Annotated in this window: 22 protein-coding genes and 1 tRNA gene; 8 read left to right on the forward strand and 15 right to left on the reverse strand. The window is 58.7% G+C overall.

Going from position 1 to position 16,587, the window contains the following annotated elements:
- Nucleotides 1-27 precede the first annotated feature (27 nt).
- Nucleotides 28-735 carry a hypothetical protein gene (locus OHL20_RS06065; RefSeq protein ID WP_263382304.1) on the reverse strand — a complete coding sequence of 236 codons (708 nt, stop codon included), beginning with the start codon at nt 733-735 and terminating at the stop codon, nt 28-30.
- A gap of 45 nt (nt 736-780) precedes the next feature.
- Nucleotides 781-1,479 (reverse strand): hypothetical protein, encoded by a 699-nt coding sequence (locus OHL20_RS06070; protein ID WP_263382305.1) that lies wholly within the window; start codon nt 1,477-1,479, stop codon nt 781-783.
- Between the two features lie 316 nt (nt 1,480-1,795).
- On the opposite strand from OHL20_RS06070, the gene OHL20_RS06075 reads away from it, so the two are divergent.
- The 3 genes from OHL20_RS06075 (at nt 1,796) to murJ (ending at nt 4,506) form a co-directional block, all read left to right on the forward strand.
- Nucleotides 1,796-2,308 (forward strand): MerR family transcriptional regulator, encoded by a 513-nt coding sequence (locus tag OHL20_RS06075; RefSeq protein ID WP_263382306.1) that lies wholly within the window; start codon nt 1,796-1,798, stop codon nt 2,306-2,308.
- 127 nt (nt 2,309-2,435) lie between these two features.
- Nucleotides 2,436-2,807, forward strand: coding sequence for a hypothetical protein (locus OHL20_RS06080; protein WP_263382307.1), 372 nt, complete (start codon nt 2,436-2,438; stop codon nt 2,805-2,807).
- A 100-nt stretch (nt 2,808-2,907) separates the two neighbouring features.
- The gene (gene murJ / locus OHL20_RS06085) at nt 2,908-4,506 is read left to right on the forward strand and encodes a murein biosynthesis integral membrane protein MurJ (protein WP_263382308.1); all 1,599 of its coding nucleotides are present in this window, start codon (nt 2,908-2,910) and stop codon (nt 4,504-4,506) included.
- Nucleotides 4,507-4,513: 7 nt separating this feature from the next.
- On the opposite strand, the gene iscX is transcribed toward murJ, so the two are convergent.
- On the reverse strand, nt 4,514-4,729 hold the full coding sequence (iscX, locus tag OHL20_RS06090; RefSeq protein ID WP_263382309.1) for a Fe-S cluster assembly protein IscX: 216 nt from the start codon (nt 4,727-4,729) through the stop codon (nt 4,514-4,516).
- A gap of 21 nt (nt 4,730-4,750) precedes the next feature.
- Nucleotides 4,751-5,701 (reverse strand): GlxA family transcriptional regulator, encoded by a 951-nt coding sequence (locus OHL20_RS06095; protein ID WP_263382310.1) that lies wholly within the window; start codon nt 5,699-5,701, stop codon nt 4,751-4,753.
- Nucleotides 5,702-5,817: 116 nt separating this feature from the next.
- On the opposite strand from OHL20_RS06095, the gene OHL20_RS06100 reads away from it, so the two are divergent.
- A complete protein-coding gene (locus tag OHL20_RS06100) occupies nt 5,818-6,465 on the forward strand; it encodes an HD domain-containing protein (protein ID WP_263384957.1) in 648 nt (215 codons plus the stop codon).
- A 51-nt stretch (nt 6,466-6,516) separates the two neighbouring features.
- Here the strand turns inward: OHL20_RS06100 and OHL20_RS06105 are convergent, their stop codons facing one another.
- The 8 genes from OHL20_RS06105 to OHL20_RS06140 all read right to left on the reverse strand — a co-directional run bounded on the left by OHL20_RS06105 (nt 6,517) and on the right by OHL20_RS06140 (nt 13,635).
- Nucleotides 6,517-6,951: a 2Fe-2S iron-sulfur cluster-binding family protein gene (locus OHL20_RS06105; protein WP_263382311.1), complete on the reverse strand. Its 435-nt coding sequence runs from the start codon at nt 6,949-6,951 to the stop codon at nt 6,517-6,519.
- Nucleotides 6,952-7,011: 60 nt separating this feature from the next.
- Nucleotides 7,012-8,952: a Fe-S protein assembly chaperone HscA gene (gene hscA / locus OHL20_RS06110; protein WP_263382312.1), complete on the reverse strand. Its 1,941-nt coding sequence runs from the start codon at nt 8,950-8,952 to the stop codon at nt 7,012-7,014.
- Between the two features lie 26 nt (nt 8,953-8,978).
- Nucleotides 8,979-9,587, reverse strand: a complete 609-nt coding sequence (gene hscB, locus OHL20_RS06115) for a Fe-S protein assembly co-chaperone HscB (RefSeq protein ID WP_263382313.1) — start codon at nt 9,585-9,587, stop codon at nt 8,979-8,981.
- Between the two features lie 14 nt (nt 9,588-9,601).
- The gene (locus tag OHL20_RS06120; RefSeq protein WP_263382314.1) at nt 9,602-10,075 is read right to left on the reverse strand and encodes a HesB/IscA family protein; all 474 of its coding nucleotides are present in this window, start codon (nt 10,073-10,075) and stop codon (nt 9,602-9,604) included.
- A 41-nt stretch (nt 10,076-10,116) separates the two neighbouring features.
- Nucleotides 10,117-11,196 (reverse strand): acyltransferase family protein, encoded by a 1,080-nt coding sequence (locus OHL20_RS06125; protein ID WP_263382315.1) that lies wholly within the window; start codon nt 11,194-11,196, stop codon nt 10,117-10,119.
- Nucleotides 11,197-11,332: 136 nt separating this feature from the next.
- Complete coding sequence (iscU, locus tag OHL20_RS06130; protein WP_263382316.1) at nt 11,333-11,755, reverse strand: Fe-S cluster assembly scaffold IscU; 423 nt, start codon at nt 11,753-11,755, stop codon at nt 11,333-11,335.
- 53 nt (nt 11,756-11,808) lie between these two features.
- Nucleotides 11,809-13,077: an IscS subfamily cysteine desulfurase gene (locus OHL20_RS06135; protein WP_263384958.1), complete on the reverse strand. Its 1,269-nt coding sequence runs from the start codon at nt 13,075-13,077 to the stop codon at nt 11,809-11,811.
- A gap of 90 nt (nt 13,078-13,167) precedes the next feature.
- Nucleotides 13,168-13,635, reverse strand: coding sequence for an RrF2 family transcriptional regulator (locus OHL20_RS06140; RefSeq protein WP_263382317.1), 468 nt, complete (start codon nt 13,633-13,635; stop codon nt 13,168-13,170).
- Between the two features lie 199 nt (nt 13,636-13,834).
- On the opposite strand from OHL20_RS06140, the gene OHL20_RS06145 reads away from it, so the two are divergent.
- Nucleotides 13,835-14,035, forward strand: a complete 201-nt coding sequence (locus OHL20_RS06145; RefSeq protein ID WP_263382318.1) for a hypothetical protein — start codon at nt 13,835-13,837, stop codon at nt 14,033-14,035.
- Here the strand turns inward: OHL20_RS06145 and OHL20_RS06150 are convergent.
- Nucleotides 14,032-14,664, reverse strand: a complete 633-nt coding sequence (locus tag OHL20_RS06150; protein ID WP_263382319.1) for a CDP-alcohol phosphatidyltransferase family protein — start codon at nt 14,662-14,664, stop codon at nt 14,032-14,034. The genes OHL20_RS06145 and OHL20_RS06150 overlap by 4 nt on opposite strands.
- Before the next feature lie 94 nt (nt 14,665-14,758).
- Here OHL20_RS06150 and OHL20_RS06155 point away from each other — a divergent pair.
- Both OHL20_RS06155 and rpmB read left to right on the forward strand, forming a co-directional pair.
- A tRNA-Val gene (locus OHL20_RS06155) sits at nt 14,759-14,835 on the forward strand.
- Between the two features lie 75 nt (nt 14,836-14,910).
- The gene (gene rpmB / locus OHL20_RS06160; RefSeq protein ID WP_263382320.1) at nt 14,911-15,102 is read left to right on the forward strand and encodes a 50S ribosomal protein L28; all 192 of its coding nucleotides are present in this window, start codon (nt 14,911-14,913) and stop codon (nt 15,100-15,102) included.
- Nucleotides 15,103-15,174: 72 nt separating this feature from the next.
- Here rpmB and msrB read toward each other — a convergent pair whose 3' ends face one another.
- Together msrB and OHL20_RS06170 are read right to left on the reverse strand one after the other, a co-directional pair.
- A complete protein-coding gene (gene msrB / locus OHL20_RS06165; RefSeq protein ID WP_263382321.1) occupies nt 15,175-15,603 on the reverse strand; it encodes a peptide-methionine (R)-S-oxide reductase MsrB in 429 nt (142 codons plus the stop codon).
- Nucleotides 15,604-15,642: 39 nt separating this feature from the next.
- Nucleotides 15,643-16,044 carry a RidA family protein gene (locus OHL20_RS06170; protein ID WP_263382322.1) on the reverse strand — a complete coding sequence of 134 codons (402 nt, stop codon included), beginning with the start codon at nt 16,042-16,044 and terminating at the stop codon, nt 15,643-15,645.
- A gap of 127 nt (nt 16,045-16,171) precedes the next feature.
- On the opposite strand from OHL20_RS06170, the gene OHL20_RS06175 reads away from it, so the two are divergent.
- Complete coding sequence (locus OHL20_RS06175) at nt 16,172-16,579, forward strand: YidB family protein (RefSeq protein ID WP_263382323.1); 408 nt, start codon at nt 16,172-16,174, stop codon at nt 16,577-16,579.
- The last annotated feature ends 8 nt before the right edge of the window (nt 16,580-16,587 follow it).

Raw genomic sequence — 16,587 nt, forward strand, 5'->3', positions numbered from 1 at the left:
GCAGTTGCAGCCTGCCGCCTCCAGTTGCTAGAGGCGGGCGCGCCGGCGGGTTCGCAGGAGTCCATTGACAGCTCCGCCAAAGGTCGAGAAGAGAAGGAGCAGGATGGCCATGAACGCCATGGTCGCGAGGAGAATTCCTGACTGAAACTCAGGGAGGTCGTAGAACTTCAGAATTTCTGCCTGAATTTCGGCGGGCTGGGCTGCGGCAGTCTGGCTGGCAGCGACCTTTGCCTGCGTAAGGATCTGAGCGAATCCCGCGTCGAAGCCGGCCATGGCATGGAGGCCGAAGCGGGCGACGAGGCCAGCGATCGCCATGGAGATGCCGGTCAGGAGGATGACTGCGGCTCCGGCGGTGAGGCCGATGCGGGCTCCGACGGCGGCATCCATCCATGCCAGGGGACGGCGGCGATGGTAGAGCGCGAGCGTCGAGGTGGACGCAGTGAGTATCCAGATGGTGCTGAGAAACGAGAAAGCCGGGATGCGGAGGGAGAGGATGAGAAGAGCGGCAGCGATGGCCGCCACGATGGCCGAGCAGCGAAATGCCGCCTGCCAGTCCACCTGCCTGGGCAGCGGCGGGGGCAGGGCTCCAGTGGTGTCGGCATTGGCAACGGGAGCCTGATCGGCGAAGTAGTCTTCGGAGAGGTAAAGCTGCGGCGATCCGCAGTGGGGACAGAAGAGCCTGATGCCGTCACCAGAGGGTAGATCGCCGCCACATCGGTGACAAATTTTCTGCATACGTTCTAAAGCTATCCCAGCCTGTAGGGTGCGGCAAGCTGGAGGCTACTGCTCCTTCTCGTGCTTGTCGTTCTGGCTGCTGTCGTGCTTGTCATTGTCGTCGGTGCCGAAGTGGAAGTCGATCGGCAGATCAAGTGAGACCAGCCCGAACTTAGTGCCGCTGTCTTCGGGATTGATGTCGACGATATGCTGGTGTTTCTTCGAACCGGCTTTGAGTTGGAACTTGGTGTCCTTGTCGCTGCCGCTTCCGTTGATTTGCAGGTCTTTGCCGCTTATGTGAAGACCTCCGTCACCGCTACCGTTGTGGTTATCATCGTCGCAACTGAGGCCTTCGTTGGTGCGGGTAGGCGTGCCTACGGGGTGCTTATCCTGACATTGAATGACGTTCCCGAAGCGGTTGAGCGCCTTTTTGTAGAAGGCAAGAACCTTCTCGGGGCTGTCGGGGGTTCGGTACGAGGCAGCTTTGACCTTGAGCTGGAAGCTCCCGAAGCTCATGTTGACATCGGCGGCCCCGTCTTCATCCTTGCCGTTGTCCTTCTGTTTGCGGACGAGTGTAGCTCCCGGGTAGGCCGGCAGACCGATGCCAGCGAGAACGTTGGTCTGGTCCGTCTTGACCTGCATGCCCCCGAAGGGTGTGGCGATCTTCACGTTGTCGCCGTTACCACTTTTATCAGTGTCAATACGACAGCCGGTAAGGCTCGCTGCCATGAGGATGATTGCCGCTGCTACGATCGTCTGGCGCATCTGACCCGTCCCTCTTGATACATAAGTTGCTGTCGCAACACTTTACGATACGCAGGCGGGCCGTGGAGAGTTCCGCGCGAATGGCGTTGCTGCATCGGCTCCTCGCGATTCTGCTCAGCACGGTGACTTCATTCCGGCTGCGAGTCGCGACAGAGGCGACACCAGGCTACCTGACGCCTTAGGTTACGAAGGAGTAGGCAAAGCCAAGTATGTGGTAACGAGACAAAAGGTCCTGTTCCACCGGCTCAGGCTAGGCCTATACTCTGGTTAGTCGCAGATACGGCAAAGCCGGGCGTCACCGGCTCCGGAGACATGCATGGCGCAGCATGGGACGACACGGCGGACCGCTCCTGGATCCAGGGGAGAGACGTCTGCGATTCCAGATAAGTTGTACTTCCGGATCGGGGAGGTTGCAGCTCTGTGTGAAGTTGCGACCTATGTCCTGAGGTTCTGGGAGAGCGAGTTTCCCCAGCTTAAGCCGAACAAGGGCGGGACTGGTCAGAGGCTGTATCGGCGAAGAGATGTTGAGATGGCATTACGTATCAAGACTCTGCTGTACGACGAGGGCTTTACCATCCCCGGCGCACGACAGACACTGAAGACGGAACAACGACATAAGGAGCCGCAACTCTCCTTAGCGATCCTGGAGAGCGAGTCGACTCCGAGTGTTAGCCGTAAAGGTTTGCTGCGACTGCAGAAGGATATGAAGGAGCTGTTGAGCATGCTCTCAGTGCCGGCTTCGAAGGGTGCGCTGCAATCGATTCGGGCACCACGAACGCAGCGTCCCGAGTTGAGCGATTTATCAAGCTCCGACGATTTGTTCTCTTAGCTGGCACATATTGAGACAGGTTCCGAGTCTCAGCAATTGATCGGCTTTCTGCATTCCCTTTCCTCTATTCGACGTAACTGTAAAGGACCGAGTCATGACATCCTCCGGAAAACACGAGAAAACAAATATGGGAACGCAGTGCCAGGATTGTGCTGGACTAAGCTTTCGCCGCTCGCGGTTGAAAGCTAAGGACATGATTCCGCTGCTGATGATGCGCTATCCGGTGCGCTGCCTTTCGTGTAGCAGACGGCAGACTGTCAGCTTTAGAGTGGCGCAGCGTTCCGTATCTTCATCGGTGAAGCAGGTGCGAGCCCCGCGTCCTGAAGAGTCCCATGGGGGCTGGATGTCTACGGATGTGCCTGCGACGTCGACTTCTCCCATGCCCGTGGACACAAGGAACTTCACGGCCATCCCGATCAGTGCACCGATTGTCATGCCTGAGTTACGTGGCGTTACGTTGAAGCACATCAACGCAAATCCCGGAAGCGAAGCAGTTTAGATCCCCGGACTGCGGCAGCATCTCCACTGCTATCTCATCGGGATAGACTCGACCACTAGAATCGTGAGTGTGTATGAGTTTTCTGAGATGACCTCCTGATTTGGCCGAGCACCCAACCTCCGATCTGACGAAGCATGTGCAACGACGCGGCATGTTTGCGATGCTGCGACCTTCGGCCACACATACGGCCTTTTCGGCGACGCTGCTGCTGATGGCGTCCACGATCGCTTCGGGTGTTCTCGGGCTGGTGCGGACGAAGTACATTGCGCATCTCTTCGGAGCGGGGCCGGTAACGGATGCCTACTATGCGGCGTTCCAACTGCCGGACATGATCAATTATTTCCTGGTTGGTGGGGTGGCTTCAATCTCGCTGGTGACGATCCTGAATCGCTACCGGCAGGCTGATGATGAGGCTGGGGGCGATCGCGCGCTATCCGTCGTGCTGAACGGGATGCTGGTCGTACTGGGAATCGGCGTGCTGATTGGCGAGATTTTTGCGCCGTTGTATACGCGGATTGCGTTCCACCAGTTTGGCCCGGAGGCGGCGGCGTTATGTACCTCGCTGACGCGGATGCTGTTGCCGGCGCAGCTCTTCTGGTTCGCTGGTGGTGTGCTCGGATCGAAGCTGCTGGTGCGCAAGATCTTTCTCTACCAGGCCGTCACGCCCGTTCTTTATAACGTCGGCATTATTGCCGGAGCGGTCTTCTTCTCGGCTCGCTTTGGGGTCTACTCGCTGGCGATTGGTGTAGTCGCGGGAGCGTTTGTTGGCTCGCTGCTGATCAACGGTTTTGGGGCGTATCGCAATGGGATGCGGTACCAGGCAGTCTTCAACCTGCGTGATCCGGCGTTTGTGGAGTGGCTACGCATGTCGCTGCCGCTGATGATCGGCGTCTCCCTGACGATGGCGGACAAGTGGATCCTTGCTTACTTTGCCTCGGGCGACGCAGGCGGCATCTCGCGGATGAGCGTGGCGAAGACACTCTTCAACGCGCCGATGGGCATTCTCGGACAGGCTGCAGGCGCGGCGTCACTTCCCTTCTTTGCGGCGCTCTTCAGCCAGGGGCGATTGACTGATTTCGCTGATGCCGTAAACCGATCCGCCTCGCGGGTCATCGCAGTCTCGCTGCTGGCGACCGGATGGATGATTGCGCTTGCCTCACCCATTGTGGATCTGATTCGCGGTGGTTCGTTCAGTCAAAAGGACGCTGCCGAGACGGCGAGCTACTTCATTATCTTTGCGGTGTCGATTGCGCTGTGGGCGGCGCAGGGATTCTACTCGCGAGCGTTTTATGCGGCAGGCAACACACGGGTTCCGGCGATTACGGGGTGGGTGGTGACGGTCGTTTCGATCCCGATCTACAGCGTGCTGTTCCACCGCATGGGCATGGTGGGACTAGCGATTGCGTCGGATATTGGCATTCTGCTGCTGACGCTGACCATGGCTCTGCAGCTTGACCGGCGCGGACTCGTTCCTGTCTCCGGGTTGGAAGGCTGGGAGTTGGCGAGAGCAACTCTCGCTGCGGTCGCAGGATACGGTGGCGCTGCTGCCTGCGTGCGCTACCTGCATCTCCCGCATGGCCACACGGGAGATGTGTTGATGATCGGAGCCGGGACGCTCTGCTGGGGCGCGCTCTGCTTTGGTGTCCTGACGGCTACTGGCTCGAAGCTGCCGAGGCAGATCCTGCGTCGAAAAAGCTAAGCAGAGACTACTTGGCGTCCTCGTATTCCTCGTGCCAGGCGGTCTGGATGGCTTCGAGGAGACCTTCGTTTGATTTGGCTCGGTCGCCGATGAAGCCCGGAATCTCGGTGACGTAGCGATGCAGATCGGTGAAGCGGACGGTATAGGGATCGAGGTCCGGGTACTTCTCCTGTAGCTGAATGCCAATCTCTTCGGTGTCTGTCCAATCGATTTCGCGGGGCATGTAAATCTCCTCAAGGATAGTTTAGCGAATCGCCGGGCGCTTGAAGCGGTCCATGTACTCTCCGGCGGTAATGCCGATGACGCGAATAAAGGTGCGGCGCATCGCGTCTGCGGTCTGGAAGCCGCTTGCATCAGCGACTTCTTTCAGGCCCATTGCGGAGCTGTCAATGATCTGCTGTGCGGCTTCAACGCGCATGCGATCGACGAACTGCCCCGGATTCATCTTCGTTTCGTGAAGGCAAACGCGCGTGAAGTGTCGTGCGCTCATGCCGAGACGTTCTGCGAGTTTTTCGACGCTTAGATCCTCGCGCAGGTTCTCGATCATCCACACCTGCAACTCTCGCAGAGGCCGCGAGGTGACGGCCTGATGCGAGAGCATGTGACTGAACTGGGCCTGTCCACCGGGACGTACGAGGAACATGACGAGTGATCTTGCGACGTCAAGAGCTACCTGGTGCCCGAGATCTTCTTCTACGAGAGCGAGCGAAAGGTCGATGCCCGCCGTGATTCCGGCCGAGGTGTAGATGGCACCGTCCTTGAGGAAGATCGGCTCAGGCCGGACAAGAACCTTCGGAAACTCCTTCGCGAGACGATCACAGAACTTCCAATGGGTGGCCGCGTTCTTGCCATCGAGCAGACCTGCTGCGGCAAGGAGAAACGCGCCGGTACAGATGGCCGCGACGCGACGGGAGCGCGAGGCTGCTTCGGTGATCCAAGCTAGAAAGGCCTCGTCGTAGACGCCCATCTCGGCGCCGGGACCGCCGGCGATGATCAGCGTATCGATCGGGCCGGTGATCTGAGTGGTCGGCAGGGCTTCCGTGAGGGAGATTCTGCGGTTCGTCAGCAGTGACGTTTCCGGCCCGGGATTGCCAAGCTGCACCTCGTAGCCGGGTGCGCTGGAGAAGACCTCGAGCGGACCGGTAACGTCGAGAATCTGCACGGGAGGCGGCCCGACGATGACGATCTTCCTCATCGAGCCATTCTAGGAGAGCGGTAGTGCATGTCCTAATTTGCTGTATCCGCGTCGTGGCGTACCCGGGTGCGCGGATCTACCTTGGCTATGGAAACGGATTCCTCAAGGAGATTGACATGACGACTACATCGATAACGAACGTGATTCCTGATACCAAGCTTGCTCGCGAGGCCCACGACATCCTTCGTGAATTTTCAACCGACCTGCTCTATAACCATTCCAATCGCGTCTACCTGTTCGCGTCGGAGCAGGGCCGACAGCAACAGCTTCGCTTCGATGCCGAACTGCTCTACGTGAGCGCGGCGTTCCACGACATGGGGCTTCTAAGTGAATACTCCAGTGAAGCGGAGCGATTCGAAGTAGACGGTGCGAATGCGGCACGACAGTTCCTGACGGCGCACGGCATTGCTGCAGAGACGGCGCAGACTGCATGGGAGGCGATTGCGCTGCACACAACGCCTGGCATTACACAGTACATGAAGCCTGAGGTCGCTTTGCTGTTTACCGGTGTGGGTCTGGATGTTTTAGGCGAGGGCTTTGACGCCTTCCCTGAAGCCCTGAGAGAGCAGATTGTCGCGGAGTATCCGCGCGAGAATTTTAAGGAAGGGATCGTTACAGCATTTTTCGGCGGATTCGCACACAAGCCGGCTTCAACGTGGGGCACGGTGAAGGCCGATGTCTGCGAGCGGTACATTCCCGGTTACAAGAGCCCGAACTTCTGTGACCTGATCGCGAACTCACCGTTCCCGAACTCGACAAGCTAACGAGAGAACGATCGGCAGAGCGATCGTTCTCTCCAGCGATGGGAGGCCTGCCTAGGCCCCGGGACCGTGCGAGGGCTTGCCTTCCTGCACGTAGTTGCGATTCCACTTGGGGATCTCGACGGTGTAGGTGCCGGGCCGCTCGATGACGGCCTGGCAGCCAAGGCGGGAGTTGAGCTGGATATCGGCTGCAGTCTCCATGCGGTCAAGTTCGAGGTCTTCGGGCTCGCTGACGCCCTTGGCTCCCTCTTTGATCCAAAGATGGCAGGTGGTGCAGGCACAGACGCCACCACAGGCGTGGTCGAGGAAGATGTCGTAGTTCTCGGCGACATCGAGGAAGGACATGGGCAGGCCATGCCCCTCGTAGGGGAGCGTGTCAAAGGGGAACTCGACGGTCTTGCCCTCGGGCTGGAAGGTGACGCGAACCATGCCCTCGGCTGCTGGCTTCGAGAGGTCGACGGGTTCGAGCGTTTTCTTGCTATCAGACATAACTTGGTTTCCGTTCTGGCGCGAGGCCTGTCCGCAGTGGGACCTTACTTGATTGGAACGTTACTTCTTGGAATCGTCAAACTGAGCCTTGGCGAACGGATGCGGTGCGGAGGGTCCCTCGCCGAGACCTTCGCCTGCGGATTCCATCGTCTGGCCCTTCATGGCTCCGGCCAGCGTGGTGTCCATCATGAGTTCGGCGAAGCGGCGGGTGGCCTTGTCGAGGCGCTCGATGGCGGTGCGAATGGTCCTGTAGTCGCCGCCCATGACGGAGGCTTTAAGCCCCTCCACCTGCTCTTCGATCTTCTCGATTTCGACGCTGGTGAGCTGCTGCCATGCGGCGTGCTTCTTGCCCTTGCTGACGGCTGTGAGAATCGTCTCTGCTTCGTTCTTCGCCTCGATGACCTGGCGCTCGTTGATGTCGGTCTCTGCGTTGTCGAAGGAATCCAGAATCATCGTCTCCACTTGTTCGTCGGTGAGACCGTAGGTCGGCTTGACCTCGATCTCAGCCTCTTTACCGCTGCGCTGTTCGCGTGCGGAGACGTGCAGGATGCCGTTCGCGTCGATCAGGAACTTGACCTCGATGCGCGGCAGACCGGCGACCATGGGCGGAATGCCCTTCAGGTCGAAACGGGCGAGAGAACGGCAGTCCTTGGCAAGCTCGCGCTCACCCTGGACGACGTGGATGGCAACGTTGGTCTGGCCATCGACGCCGGTGGTGAAGTGCTCGGTTGCGCTTGCCGGGATGGTGGAGTTGCGCTGGATGATCTTCGCCACGACGCCGCCGAGCGCTTCAATGCCGAGCGAGAGCGGGGTGACGTCGAGGAGCAGCAGGTCCTCCGTAGCGGCGGAGCCCCCGGCAAGAATCTGCGCCTGGACGGCTGCGCCCAGGGCGACGACTTCGTCAGGATTGAGGTCGGTATGCGGCTTCTTGCTCCGGGCTGTGAGATGGAAGAGGTCGTCGACGAGAGTACGGACGGCCGGGATGCGGGTCGAGCCACCGACGAGGACGACTTCGTCGATCTGCTCAGGCTCGAGCACGGCATCTTTGAGAGCTTGACGAACGGGACCGGCGGTGCGGGCGATGATGCCTGCGGAGAGCTGGTCGAACTGTTCGCGAGTGATCTCGCGGGCGTAGGGCTTGCCGCTTGGAAGGATGAGCGCGATCTTTGCGAGCGGCTCCGAGGAGAGGGCGATCTTTGCTTCAATCACCGCCTTGCGGATGGCCTGGACGGCCTCTCCGTTGGAGCGAAGATCTTCGCCGAGGTCGCCTGCAATGTCGTCGAGCGCGATGGCGATGAGGAGGTTGTCGATATCGTCGCCACCGAGGTGGGTGTCGCCGCCAGTCGCAATGACCTCGAAGATGCCCTCGTGGAGCTTGAGGATGGAGACGTCGAAGGTACCGCCGCCGAAGTCGTAGACGGCGATGACGCCATCCTTCTGCTTGTCGAGGCCATAGGCTAGAGCGGCTGCGGTCGGCTCGTTGACGAGTCGCAGCACGTCGAGACCGGCGATGCGACCGGCGTCCTTAGTGGCCTGCCGCTGCGCATCGTTGAAGTAGGCAGGAACGGTGATGACTGCCTTCGTGACCGGTGCGCCAAAAAAGCGCTCGGCGTTCTTCTTGAGCTGCATCAGGACGTAAGCGGAGATCTCGGGAGGGGTCAGGGTGAGGCCGCCAACGTTCAGCTTCAGCACCTCATCCTGCTTCAGGCCTTCGACGAGCTTGAAGGGGAAGAGCTTGAGTTCGGCCTGAATGTCGTCGATGCCGCGCCCCATCAGACGTTTAGCGGAGTAGACGGCGTTGCTCGAATCGGTGAGCAGCGTGGCGCGAGCGGCGTTGCCGATGGCCATGCCGTTGTCCGTCCATGCGACGACGGAGGGCACGAGACGCTCACCGTCCTCTCCGGGAATGACCACCGGCGTATCGCCCTGCATAAAGGCTACCAGCGAGTTGGTGGTGCCGAGGTCGATGCCGACTACGCGGCTGTTCTGTTCATCTGCCATTACTTGATCCTTGTGATGAGCACTGCTTAGTCGAGCGCTTCATTGACGTCGCGGACGAGGTTGCGCAGGTAGCTGCGGCGATTCAGCAGGGCTACCATCGCGTCCTTTGCCGCGTCTTTTACTGCATTGTCGTTGGTGCCCGTTCCTGTGTCCCACTTCGTCCAGAGCTGTTCGAGATTGGCCTGAGTCTCAGCCATCTTTCCATCGAACGTCTGCTTAGCGGCGAGCAGGTCTTTTCGAAGCTGCGGGTCGTCCTCGCCCATCTTCTTCGCCATACGCATCTCTTCGAGCTGCATGTTGAGTTCGAAGGCCTCTTCGAGAAGGTCCGGCGGAACGATCTGTTTCTTGGCGACCCCGCTGGTGCGAGCGGCTTCCGTTGCTGCTTTTGATTGCTCCTCAAGCTCGACGCCTTCGAGGGTGAGAAGATACTGCGTCCTCAGAATCGGATCTTTGAGCGTGCGGTAGGCATCGTTGAGGAGGGAGCTTTGCGCGAGCGCCGCCTCCTGCTCCGCTGCGGGTTTTGCGGCGAAGCGGTCGGGATGGAGCTTGCGGCTCAGCGCGTAAAAGCTCTGCTCAAGAGCAGGGACATCGAGCGTGAGCTTCCGGGGAAGCGAGAAGAAAGTAAAAAAGTCCATAGAAGGCGGGTCGACTAGGTGGAGAATGAGGATCCGCAGCCGCAGCTCTTGGTAGATTGCGGGTTGATGAAGTTGAAGCCCTGGCGCATCAGGGTCTCCTCAAAGTCGAGAACCATGCCCGTGAGATAGATAAAGCTCTTGGGGTCTACAAAGATGCGAATTGGCTGGATGACTGCGTCGTCAAAGGTGAAGGTGCGATCGCGTTCCCGAGCCTTCGAATCGAAGCGAATGTTGTAGCTGAGACCGGAGCAGCCGCCACCCTGAATGCCGAGACGCAGGCCACCCTCTTCGGGCGAAACATTCTCCTTGGCCATGGCGGCGCGGATGCGCTTCAACGCCTTCGGGGTCAGGCGCACACCCTTTGCCGCTGCCTCTTCCGAGAGGCCATTGGGGTTGAGCAGCGTTATGCCGACGAGCGGATTGGCCGCCTCGATTGCCGGAGCACTCATGGAGTTGCTGGTCGTCGCGTTAATTTGGACGGAAGACATAGATATAGGATGCACCTGTCTGACGGATGATGCGAGGACAGTCAGGCAGTCTGCGTGACCTGCCGAGCAGACGTTGCACCAGAGCGTCTCAACCAGTTTAGCAGCGGCCGCTCGACAACTACGTGTAAAAGGCTGCCCGCACCTGTTCCGGCGAGAAGCAGCATCAGCATCCAGAGACCGACGGGGAGGTGGAGATGCGCGTCGAGGCGAAAGCAGAGATGCGCCAGGTGCGAGATCACCGGATAGTGAATGAGGTAGATCGCGTACGAGGCGTCTCCCAGAAATACGAGCCACCGCGGGATGGAAAGACGTTGGAATCGCTCCATCTCCGACGCCCCGAGCAGAGCGAGCATGCTGCCAAAGCCGGAAACCATGTAGGTTCGGGGGGTGAGAGATCCTATCTGTCCGGAATAAGCGACCGCAGCACAGAAAAGGAAGGTCCCGGCGAGCAACATCAGCCGAGGAACGGGGACTTGCTTCTTCTGGAGAAGCCATGCAGCAAACATGCCAAAGCCAAATAACAGATGGATCGCAGGAAAGGTCGCGGAGGTTTGTGCGCCGTCTTTGAAAAGACTTACAAGTGAGGCGCAGAACCAGAGGGTGAGCAGAAAGACGCCGATCCGTCTGTTGATCAGAAGCGTGGCAAAGACGGCATAAAAGGCCATTTCGTGGAAGAGCGTCCACGCAACGACAAGGTTCGTTTCAGTCGAATGAATGTGGATGAGGAGGATGCTGGAGAGGACCACGTACGGGTCGCGATGGAAAGGAAACTGCAGGTCGGCGTGCGTCAACTGGCCGCACAGGACGAGGGCAAGAACGAGCCAGTAGATCGGGTAGATTCGGAGGACACGCTTCGTCGCATACGACCAAACAGTGGCCGCGTCGCCGATATCGTGCCAGTGGGCCGTAAGGATGACAATGCCGCTCAACACAAAGAAGAAGGCGACACCAAGCGACGTACCCATGAGCCAGCGGCCAATTTGGGGATAGCTCCAGAGGCGGGGTTCCCCACCGACGAAGCTGGAAACGTGATGGAGCACCACCAGAAGAGCCGCAATGGCGCGTCCCGCCTGCAGTACGGCATAGTTGCGACGCTGCCTGGATTGCGCAAAGGATGTCATCCGACGCGATGCTATCAGCGCACGAGCGGCGATGGTGTCATCAGATTGTCATGATCATTCACGAGGAGGCGCCACAAACACCTCACCGTCGACAGATATCTGTCGACGGTGAGGTTTGCTGCCTGCTGCTCAAAAATTAGTGAGCAGCGGAAACTGCGACGCCTTCTGCTTCAGCTACGTTGTTTTTCTTCTTCCAGTCGCCGATCGCGGCGCGGATCGCATCTTCTGCGAGAACCGAGCAGTGAATCTTGACTGGTGGGAGGGCGAGTTCCTTGACGATGTCGGTGTTCGTAATCGTCAGAGCCTCGGCGATGGTCTTGCCCTTTACCCACTCAGTTGCGAGCGAGCTGGAGGCGATGGCCGAACCACAGCCAAAGGTCTTGAACTTGGCATCCTCGATGACTTGGGTCTCAGGATTCACGCGGATCTGGAGACGCATGACGTCGCCGCACTCCGGTGCGCCAACGAGGCCAGTTCCGACTTCGTCCGACCCCTTGTCCAATGTGCCGACGTTGCGGGGATTTTCGTAATGATCTACTACCTTGTCGCTGTATGCCATGGTGTTCTCCTTGAACTTGATGCTGATTCTATAGAACTGAAATGAATAGGAACTTAGTGGGCGGCCCACTCGATCTTCGTGAGGTCGATACCTTCCTTGACCATCTCGTACAGCGGAGACAGTTCGCGGAGCTTCAGAACAACATCGATCACCTTGTCGGATACGTAATCGACTTCAGCCTTGTTGTTGAAACGGCCGAGACCGAAGCGGATCGAGCTATGCGCTACATCGTCGCCAAGGCCAAGGGCCTTGAGGACATAGCTTGGCTCGAGGGTGGCCGAGGTGCAGGCCGAACCGGACGAGACAGCGATGTCATTGATGCCCATCAACAGGCTCTCACCCTCGACATAGACGAAGCTCATGTTGAGGTTGCCGGGAAGGTGGTGATCCATGTTGCCGTTGACGTGGACGTAGTCGAGAGCCTTTTCAAACTTCGCCTTCATGTACTCGCGAAGCTCGATGAGACGTTTGGACTCAGCTTCCATCTCCTGTCCGGCGATCTCGCAGGCTGCGCCAAGTCCGACGATGCCCGGGACGTTGAGGGTGCCGGAGCGCATACCGCGCTCGTGACCGCCACCATCGATCTGCGCCTGGATCTGGACGCGGGGGTTACGGCGACGGACATACAGTGCGCCAACACCCTTCGGGCCGTAGATCTTATGGGCAGTCAGCGAAAGAACGTCGATGTTGTCGGTCTGGACGTTGACGGGGATCTTGCCAACCGCCTGCACAGCGTCAGAGTGGAAGATCACACCCTTCTCGTGGCAAAGCTTGCCGATCTCGGCCATGGGCTGAACCACGCCGATCTCGTTGTTGGCATACATGATGCTGACGAGGATCGTCTGATCGTCCATCGCGCGCTTCAGGTCTTCGATGTCGATGAGACCATCTGCCTGCACCGGAAGATAGGTGACGCGGTAGCCGTTCTTCTCGAGACGCTTGCAGGTGTCGAGAACCGCCTTGTGCTCGGTCGCCTGGGTGATGATGTGATTGCCGCGCTCGCGGTACATCTCTGCAATGCCCTTGATCGCGAGATTGTTCGACTCCGTAGCGCCGGAGGTGAAGATGATCTCCTTCGCGGTAGCGCCGATCAGCTTGGCGATCTGCTCGCGGGACTTTTCGACAGCCTGCTCTGCTTCCCAGCCAAAGGCATGGTTGCGGCTTGCTGCGTTACCGAATTTGCCGGTGAAGTACGGCAGCATGGCTTCGAGGACGCGGGGGTCCATCTGCGTCGTGGCGTGATTGTCCATATATAGGGGCAGCGTGACGCCCGCTGGCAATGGCTTTGCCGACTCGCTGATGATGACGCCATTGTTGGCCATGTCGTTGAAGCTGCCGTTGTTGCTGATCTCATTGCTCATGTCGAACTCCTCAAAATTGAAACTGAACTCTGTTGGCCGGAAGATTCTCGGCTAGACTGCGATGCTTACAAGACCGCCTGCAACTGCAGCGCTCCCAAACTCTGCCGGGTCGATCAAATCTCCGATGCGGATGCCGTTCAGCAGGTCCTTAATGCTGTCGTTCACTTTACGCAACGGTTCTTTGATGGTGCAGTGACCCGCAAGGTCGCATGTTCCGTGAATCGTAATGCAGCTTGTAATAAAAAGTGGGCCGTCGATTGCGCGGATTACTTCAAATGCGGTGATACCAAGCGCCGGCCTCGAAAGCGCATAACCACCATTGCTTCCCGCGTGCGAGACCAGGAGACCTGCCTTTGCAAGGGTCTGCAGAATCTTTGCCAGAAGCTGCGGCGGGATATGGTAGGCCTCGGCGATATCCTTGGCACTCCGCGCAGGCGCCTGTGGAGTTAACAATTGCTGCTCCGCCAGGTACTTGAGCGCCATGAGACCGTAGTCGGCTTTTTTGGTCAGACGCAGCATAGTTATCCCTGGTGAATACAACTGTGACCGACTAAATCGGTCTTAGATAGTGTACGGCTGGGCATTAGCAGATGCAACCGGCATCGCAGTCTGCCCAGATCAGTGCATAAATAACGGTGCAGATCGTGCTTTTACTAGAATCTGCATTGACAACCGCTCTGGACGCGGGCAAAATCCTTAGCATTCTCACTCGTTTCCCATGACAAACCCTTGCAAACATCCCCAGGTTCGTGTCGTCGCCCGCGAGGACGATGTCGAGTTCGTTGAGTGTCAGACATGCCGTGAGGTCTTCGATTCGGCCGAATATCTCGATATGGCGATCGAGGAGGAGCAGCTCGCCGTTGGCGCGGACGAAGAGGGCTTGGCAGTGTCCCGCAAGCCGGCGCGCGGAAGGCGTTAGACCGGGCGCTCCGCAGGACGTTCTGCGGCCACGATGGGTCCTTCCATAACAACCGGCGTCGTCACCGCGTGCGCCGGAGCACTGAGGCGCCGAACGATAATCCAGGCATACTGGGCTGCGGATAAGGGTGCCAGAAAGGCAATCGATCGCACAAGCACCTCGCGGAGCATGCCAAGCGGCATCGCTGGAGCGACCTTCGCGAGAAGAATGATGACCAGCGTCACGATCTGGATGAAGGTGTTGAGCTTGCCGAAGAAGCTTGGGCGGAAGTTTCGCAGGGTGCCGGTCGCGAAGAGCAGGGTGGCGATCAACAGGATGCCTAGGTCGCGACTGAAGACCAGAACCGTGACGTAGCGCGGGATGAGGCCGACATGGGTCAGCACGATGAAGAGCGTGCTGAGCAGAAGCTTGTCGGCGATGGGGTCGAGATACTGCCCCAGTGTGGTGTGCTGGCTCAGCCAGCGAGCAAGAATGCCGTCCATGCCATCGCTTATGCCCGCCAGAATAAAGAGAGCGAACGCCATGCGATAGTGGCTATCCAGTATCTCAATGACGAGAAATGGGATGATGAAGAGGCGAAGTAGCGTCAGCAGGTTAGGCGCGGCTCGGAATTGAGTAAGAAAAGACATTGCTTGCAGTACCGTCATCGTAGCGCAACGGAAAGAAAACTGTGATGGAGTTTGCCGTGCCGGGCTATTCCATTTAGACTGATTAGACGCACGCAGGCGCGTAGCTCAGTTGGTTAGAGCGCTACCTTGACACGGTAGAGGTCAGCGGTTCGAATCCGCTCGTGCCTACCACTCCCACGGCTCTTCTATTATCTGTCGGAAGGCTTGTTCTGCGGGAGTTCTGCGATTCAGGATTGGAGAATCACCATGGCAGCAAAATGCGATCTTTGCGGCAAAGGCCCGCAGTTCGGTAACAACATCTCTCACGCCAACAATACGACCCGCCGTCGCTGGAACGTCAACCTGCAGCCCGTAAAGGCGAAGATTGGCCCAAGCTCCACGAAGCGTCTGCGTGTGTGCACCGGCTGCATCAAGACCGGTAAGGTCGTCAAAGCTTAATTGGTTCTAGTGGGCACGAGAACCCCAGCCGGGTAGCAGACGGCTGGGGCTCTTTGTGTTTCTGGTGGTGCCTTACTGCTTCTCAAAGGCCAGAGACGCGCTATTCATGCAGTAGCGCAGGCCGGTAGGTTTTGGCCCGTCGGGAAAGACGTGGCCAAGGTGAGCTCCGCAGGTCGCACAGGTTACTTCGACCCGACGCATGCCGTGCGCGTTATCTTCATGGGCCTCGATCGCGTCCGGCGAGACCGGTAGCCAGAAGCTCGGCCAGCCGCTTCCCGACTCAAACTTCTTATCCGATGTGAACAGCTCGGCGTTGCAGGCGGCGCAATGGTAGATGCCGTCGTCGTGGTTCTCGTTCAGCGGACCGGAGAAGGCGCGCTCAGTTCCCTTTTGGCGCATGATCTGGAACTGTTCGGGTGTGAGCAGCTCGCGCCACTCTGCCTCGGTCTTGTGAATCTTCTCTTTCTTCGGTGCATTCTGCTCGGTGCCTGTCTCTGCCATTCGCTTAAATCTCCTGTCTATTGGATGCCTGGTGGCCGATTACGCTTCCTTGGCGATGACTTCGATCTCGACGAGCGCATCCTTCGGCAGACCAACCACAGCAACGGTCGAGCGAGCCGGCGGAATAACGCCTGTGGGAGCGAGATACTTTGCGTAGACCTCATTCATGGCTGCGAAATCGCTCATGGATTTGAGATACACGGTGGTCTTGACGACGTGCACCATGTCGATCCCTGCCTTTGCGAGCACGGCCTTGATATTCTCGAAAACACGCGTCGTCTGCTCAACGATGCCGCCCGGAACCATCTGTCCAGTCGCCGGATCAAGCCCTACCTGGCCGGAGGCGAAGAGCATATCGCCCACGCGAATAGCCTGTGAGTAGGGGCCGATGGCGGCTGGGGCTTCGTTCGTGGCGATTGCGGTCTTGCTTTGAGGTGTCATGCAGGGATTGTCGCCGTTGAAGCGCAGTTTCGCAACTCGATCAGCCGTCCTTCCCCTTGGAAGAAATCCTGATGAATCGTACGAACTCATGACGGCGTGAGTCATCTAACGGGCAGAGGATAGAGACATGGGCTTTATGGATGAGATGGGGTCACTCGTTGGACAGTCCGGCGAGATGGGCGACCGCGCGAAGGTCGCGGGCGGCCTAATGGAGGCCTTGGGGCAGCATCCGGGCGGAATACAAGGCGTCATCGACAGCTTCAGGCAGAATGGCATGGAACAGCACGTCAACGCCTGGGGCTCAGGCGAGCAGCAGACGGCGACGCCAGAACAGGTTCAGCAAGGGCTCGGCGGTACTGGGCTTATCGAACGGACGGCGCAGAATGCAGGCGTCTCACCAGAGGTAGTCCAGATGGCGATGGCGACGATCCTGCCGATGGTCATCCGTCACTTCGCCCCCGGTGGACAAGTTGCACCGCAGGGTGAAGGACAGTTCGGCGGGATGGCACAGCAGCTTCTCAGTCGCTTTCTATAAACAGCACC

Source organism: Granulicella arctica (assembly GCF_025685605.1).
GTDB lineage: Bacteria > Acidobacteriota > Terriglobia > Terriglobales > Acidobacteriaceae > Edaphobacter > Edaphobacter arcticus.

What these genes read in the sequence shown, in the direction of transcription:
- OHL20_RS06145 (WP_263382318.1), top strand. Translation starts at nt 13,835, where the DNA reads ATGACAAACCCTTGCAAACATCCCCAGGTTCGTGTCGTCGCCCGCGAG.
- OHL20_RS06125 (WP_263382315.1), bottom strand. Translation starts at nt 11,196, where the DNA reads ATGACATCCTTTGCGCAATCCAGGCAGCGTCGCAACTATGCCGTACTG.
- OHL20_RS06080 (WP_263382307.1), top strand. Translation starts at nt 2,436, where the DNA reads ATGGGAACGCAGTGCCAGGATTGTGCTGGACTAAGCTTTCGCCGCTCG.
- msrB (WP_263382321.1), bottom strand. Translation starts at nt 15,603, where the DNA reads ATGGCAGAGACAGGCACCGAGCAGAATGCACCGAAGAAAGAGAAGATT.
- OHL20_RS06075 (WP_263382306.1), top strand. Translation starts at nt 1,796, where the DNA reads ATGGCGCAGCATGGGACGACACGGCGGACCGCTCCTGGATCCAGGGGA.
- OHL20_RS06140 (WP_263382317.1), bottom strand. Translation starts at nt 13,635, where the DNA reads ATGCTGCGTCTGACCAAAAAAGCCGACTACGGTCTCATGGCGCTCAAG.
- OHL20_RS06150 (WP_263382319.1), bottom strand. Translation starts at nt 14,664, where the DNA reads ATGTCTTTTCTTACTCAATTCCGAGCCGCGCCTAACCTGCTGACGCTA.
- hscA (WP_263382312.1), bottom strand. Translation starts at nt 8,952, where the DNA reads ATGGCAGATGAACAGAACAGCCGCGTAGTCGGCATCGACCTCGGCACC.
- OHL20_RS06105 (WP_263382311.1), bottom strand. Translation starts at nt 6,951, where the DNA reads ATGTCTGATAGCAAGAAAACGCTCGAACCCGTCGACCTCTCGAAGCCA.
- OHL20_RS06100 (WP_263384957.1), top strand. Translation starts at nt 5,818, where the DNA reads ATGACGACTACATCGATAACGAACGTGATTCCTGATACCAAGCTTGCT.
- hscB (WP_263382313.1), bottom strand. Translation starts at nt 9,587, where the DNA reads ATGGACTTTTTTACTTTCTTCTCGCTTCCCCGGAAGCTCACGCTCGAT.
- OHL20_RS06170 (WP_263382322.1), bottom strand. Translation starts at nt 16,044, where the DNA reads ATGACACCTCAAAGCAAGACCGCAATCGCCACGAACGAAGCCCCAGCC.
- OHL20_RS06065 (WP_263382304.1), bottom strand. Translation starts at nt 735, where the DNA reads ATGCAGAAAATTTGTCACCGATGTGGCGGCGATCTACCCTCTGGTGAC.
- rpmB (WP_263382320.1), top strand. Translation starts at nt 14,911, where the DNA reads ATGGCAGCAAAATGCGATCTTTGCGGCAAAGGCCCGCAGTTCGGTAAC.
- OHL20_RS06070 (WP_263382305.1), bottom strand. Translation starts at nt 1,479, where the DNA reads ATGCGCCAGACGATCGTAGCAGCGGCAATCATCCTCATGGCAGCGAGC.
- OHL20_RS06135 (WP_263384958.1), bottom strand. Translation starts at nt 13,077, where the DNA reads ATGGCCAACAATGGCGTCATCATCAGCGAGTCGGCAAAGCCATTGCCA.
- OHL20_RS06175 (WP_263382323.1), top strand. Translation starts at nt 16,172, where the DNA reads ATGGGCTTTATGGATGAGATGGGGTCACTCGTTGGACAGTCCGGCGAG.
- iscU (WP_263382316.1), bottom strand. Translation starts at nt 11,755, where the DNA reads ATGGCATACAGCGACAAGGTAGTAGATCATTACGAAAATCCCCGCAAC.
- iscX (WP_263382309.1), bottom strand. Translation starts at nt 4,729, where the DNA reads ATGCCCCGCGAAATCGATTGGACAGACACCGAAGAGATTGGCATTCAG.
- OHL20_RS06120 (WP_263382314.1), bottom strand. Translation starts at nt 10,075, where the DNA reads ATGTCTTCCGTCCAAATTAACGCGACGACCAGCAACTCCATGAGTGCT.
- OHL20_RS06095 (WP_263382310.1), bottom strand. Translation starts at nt 5,701, where the DNA reads ATGAGGAAGATCGTCATCGTCGGGCCGCCTCCCGTGCAGATTCTCGAC.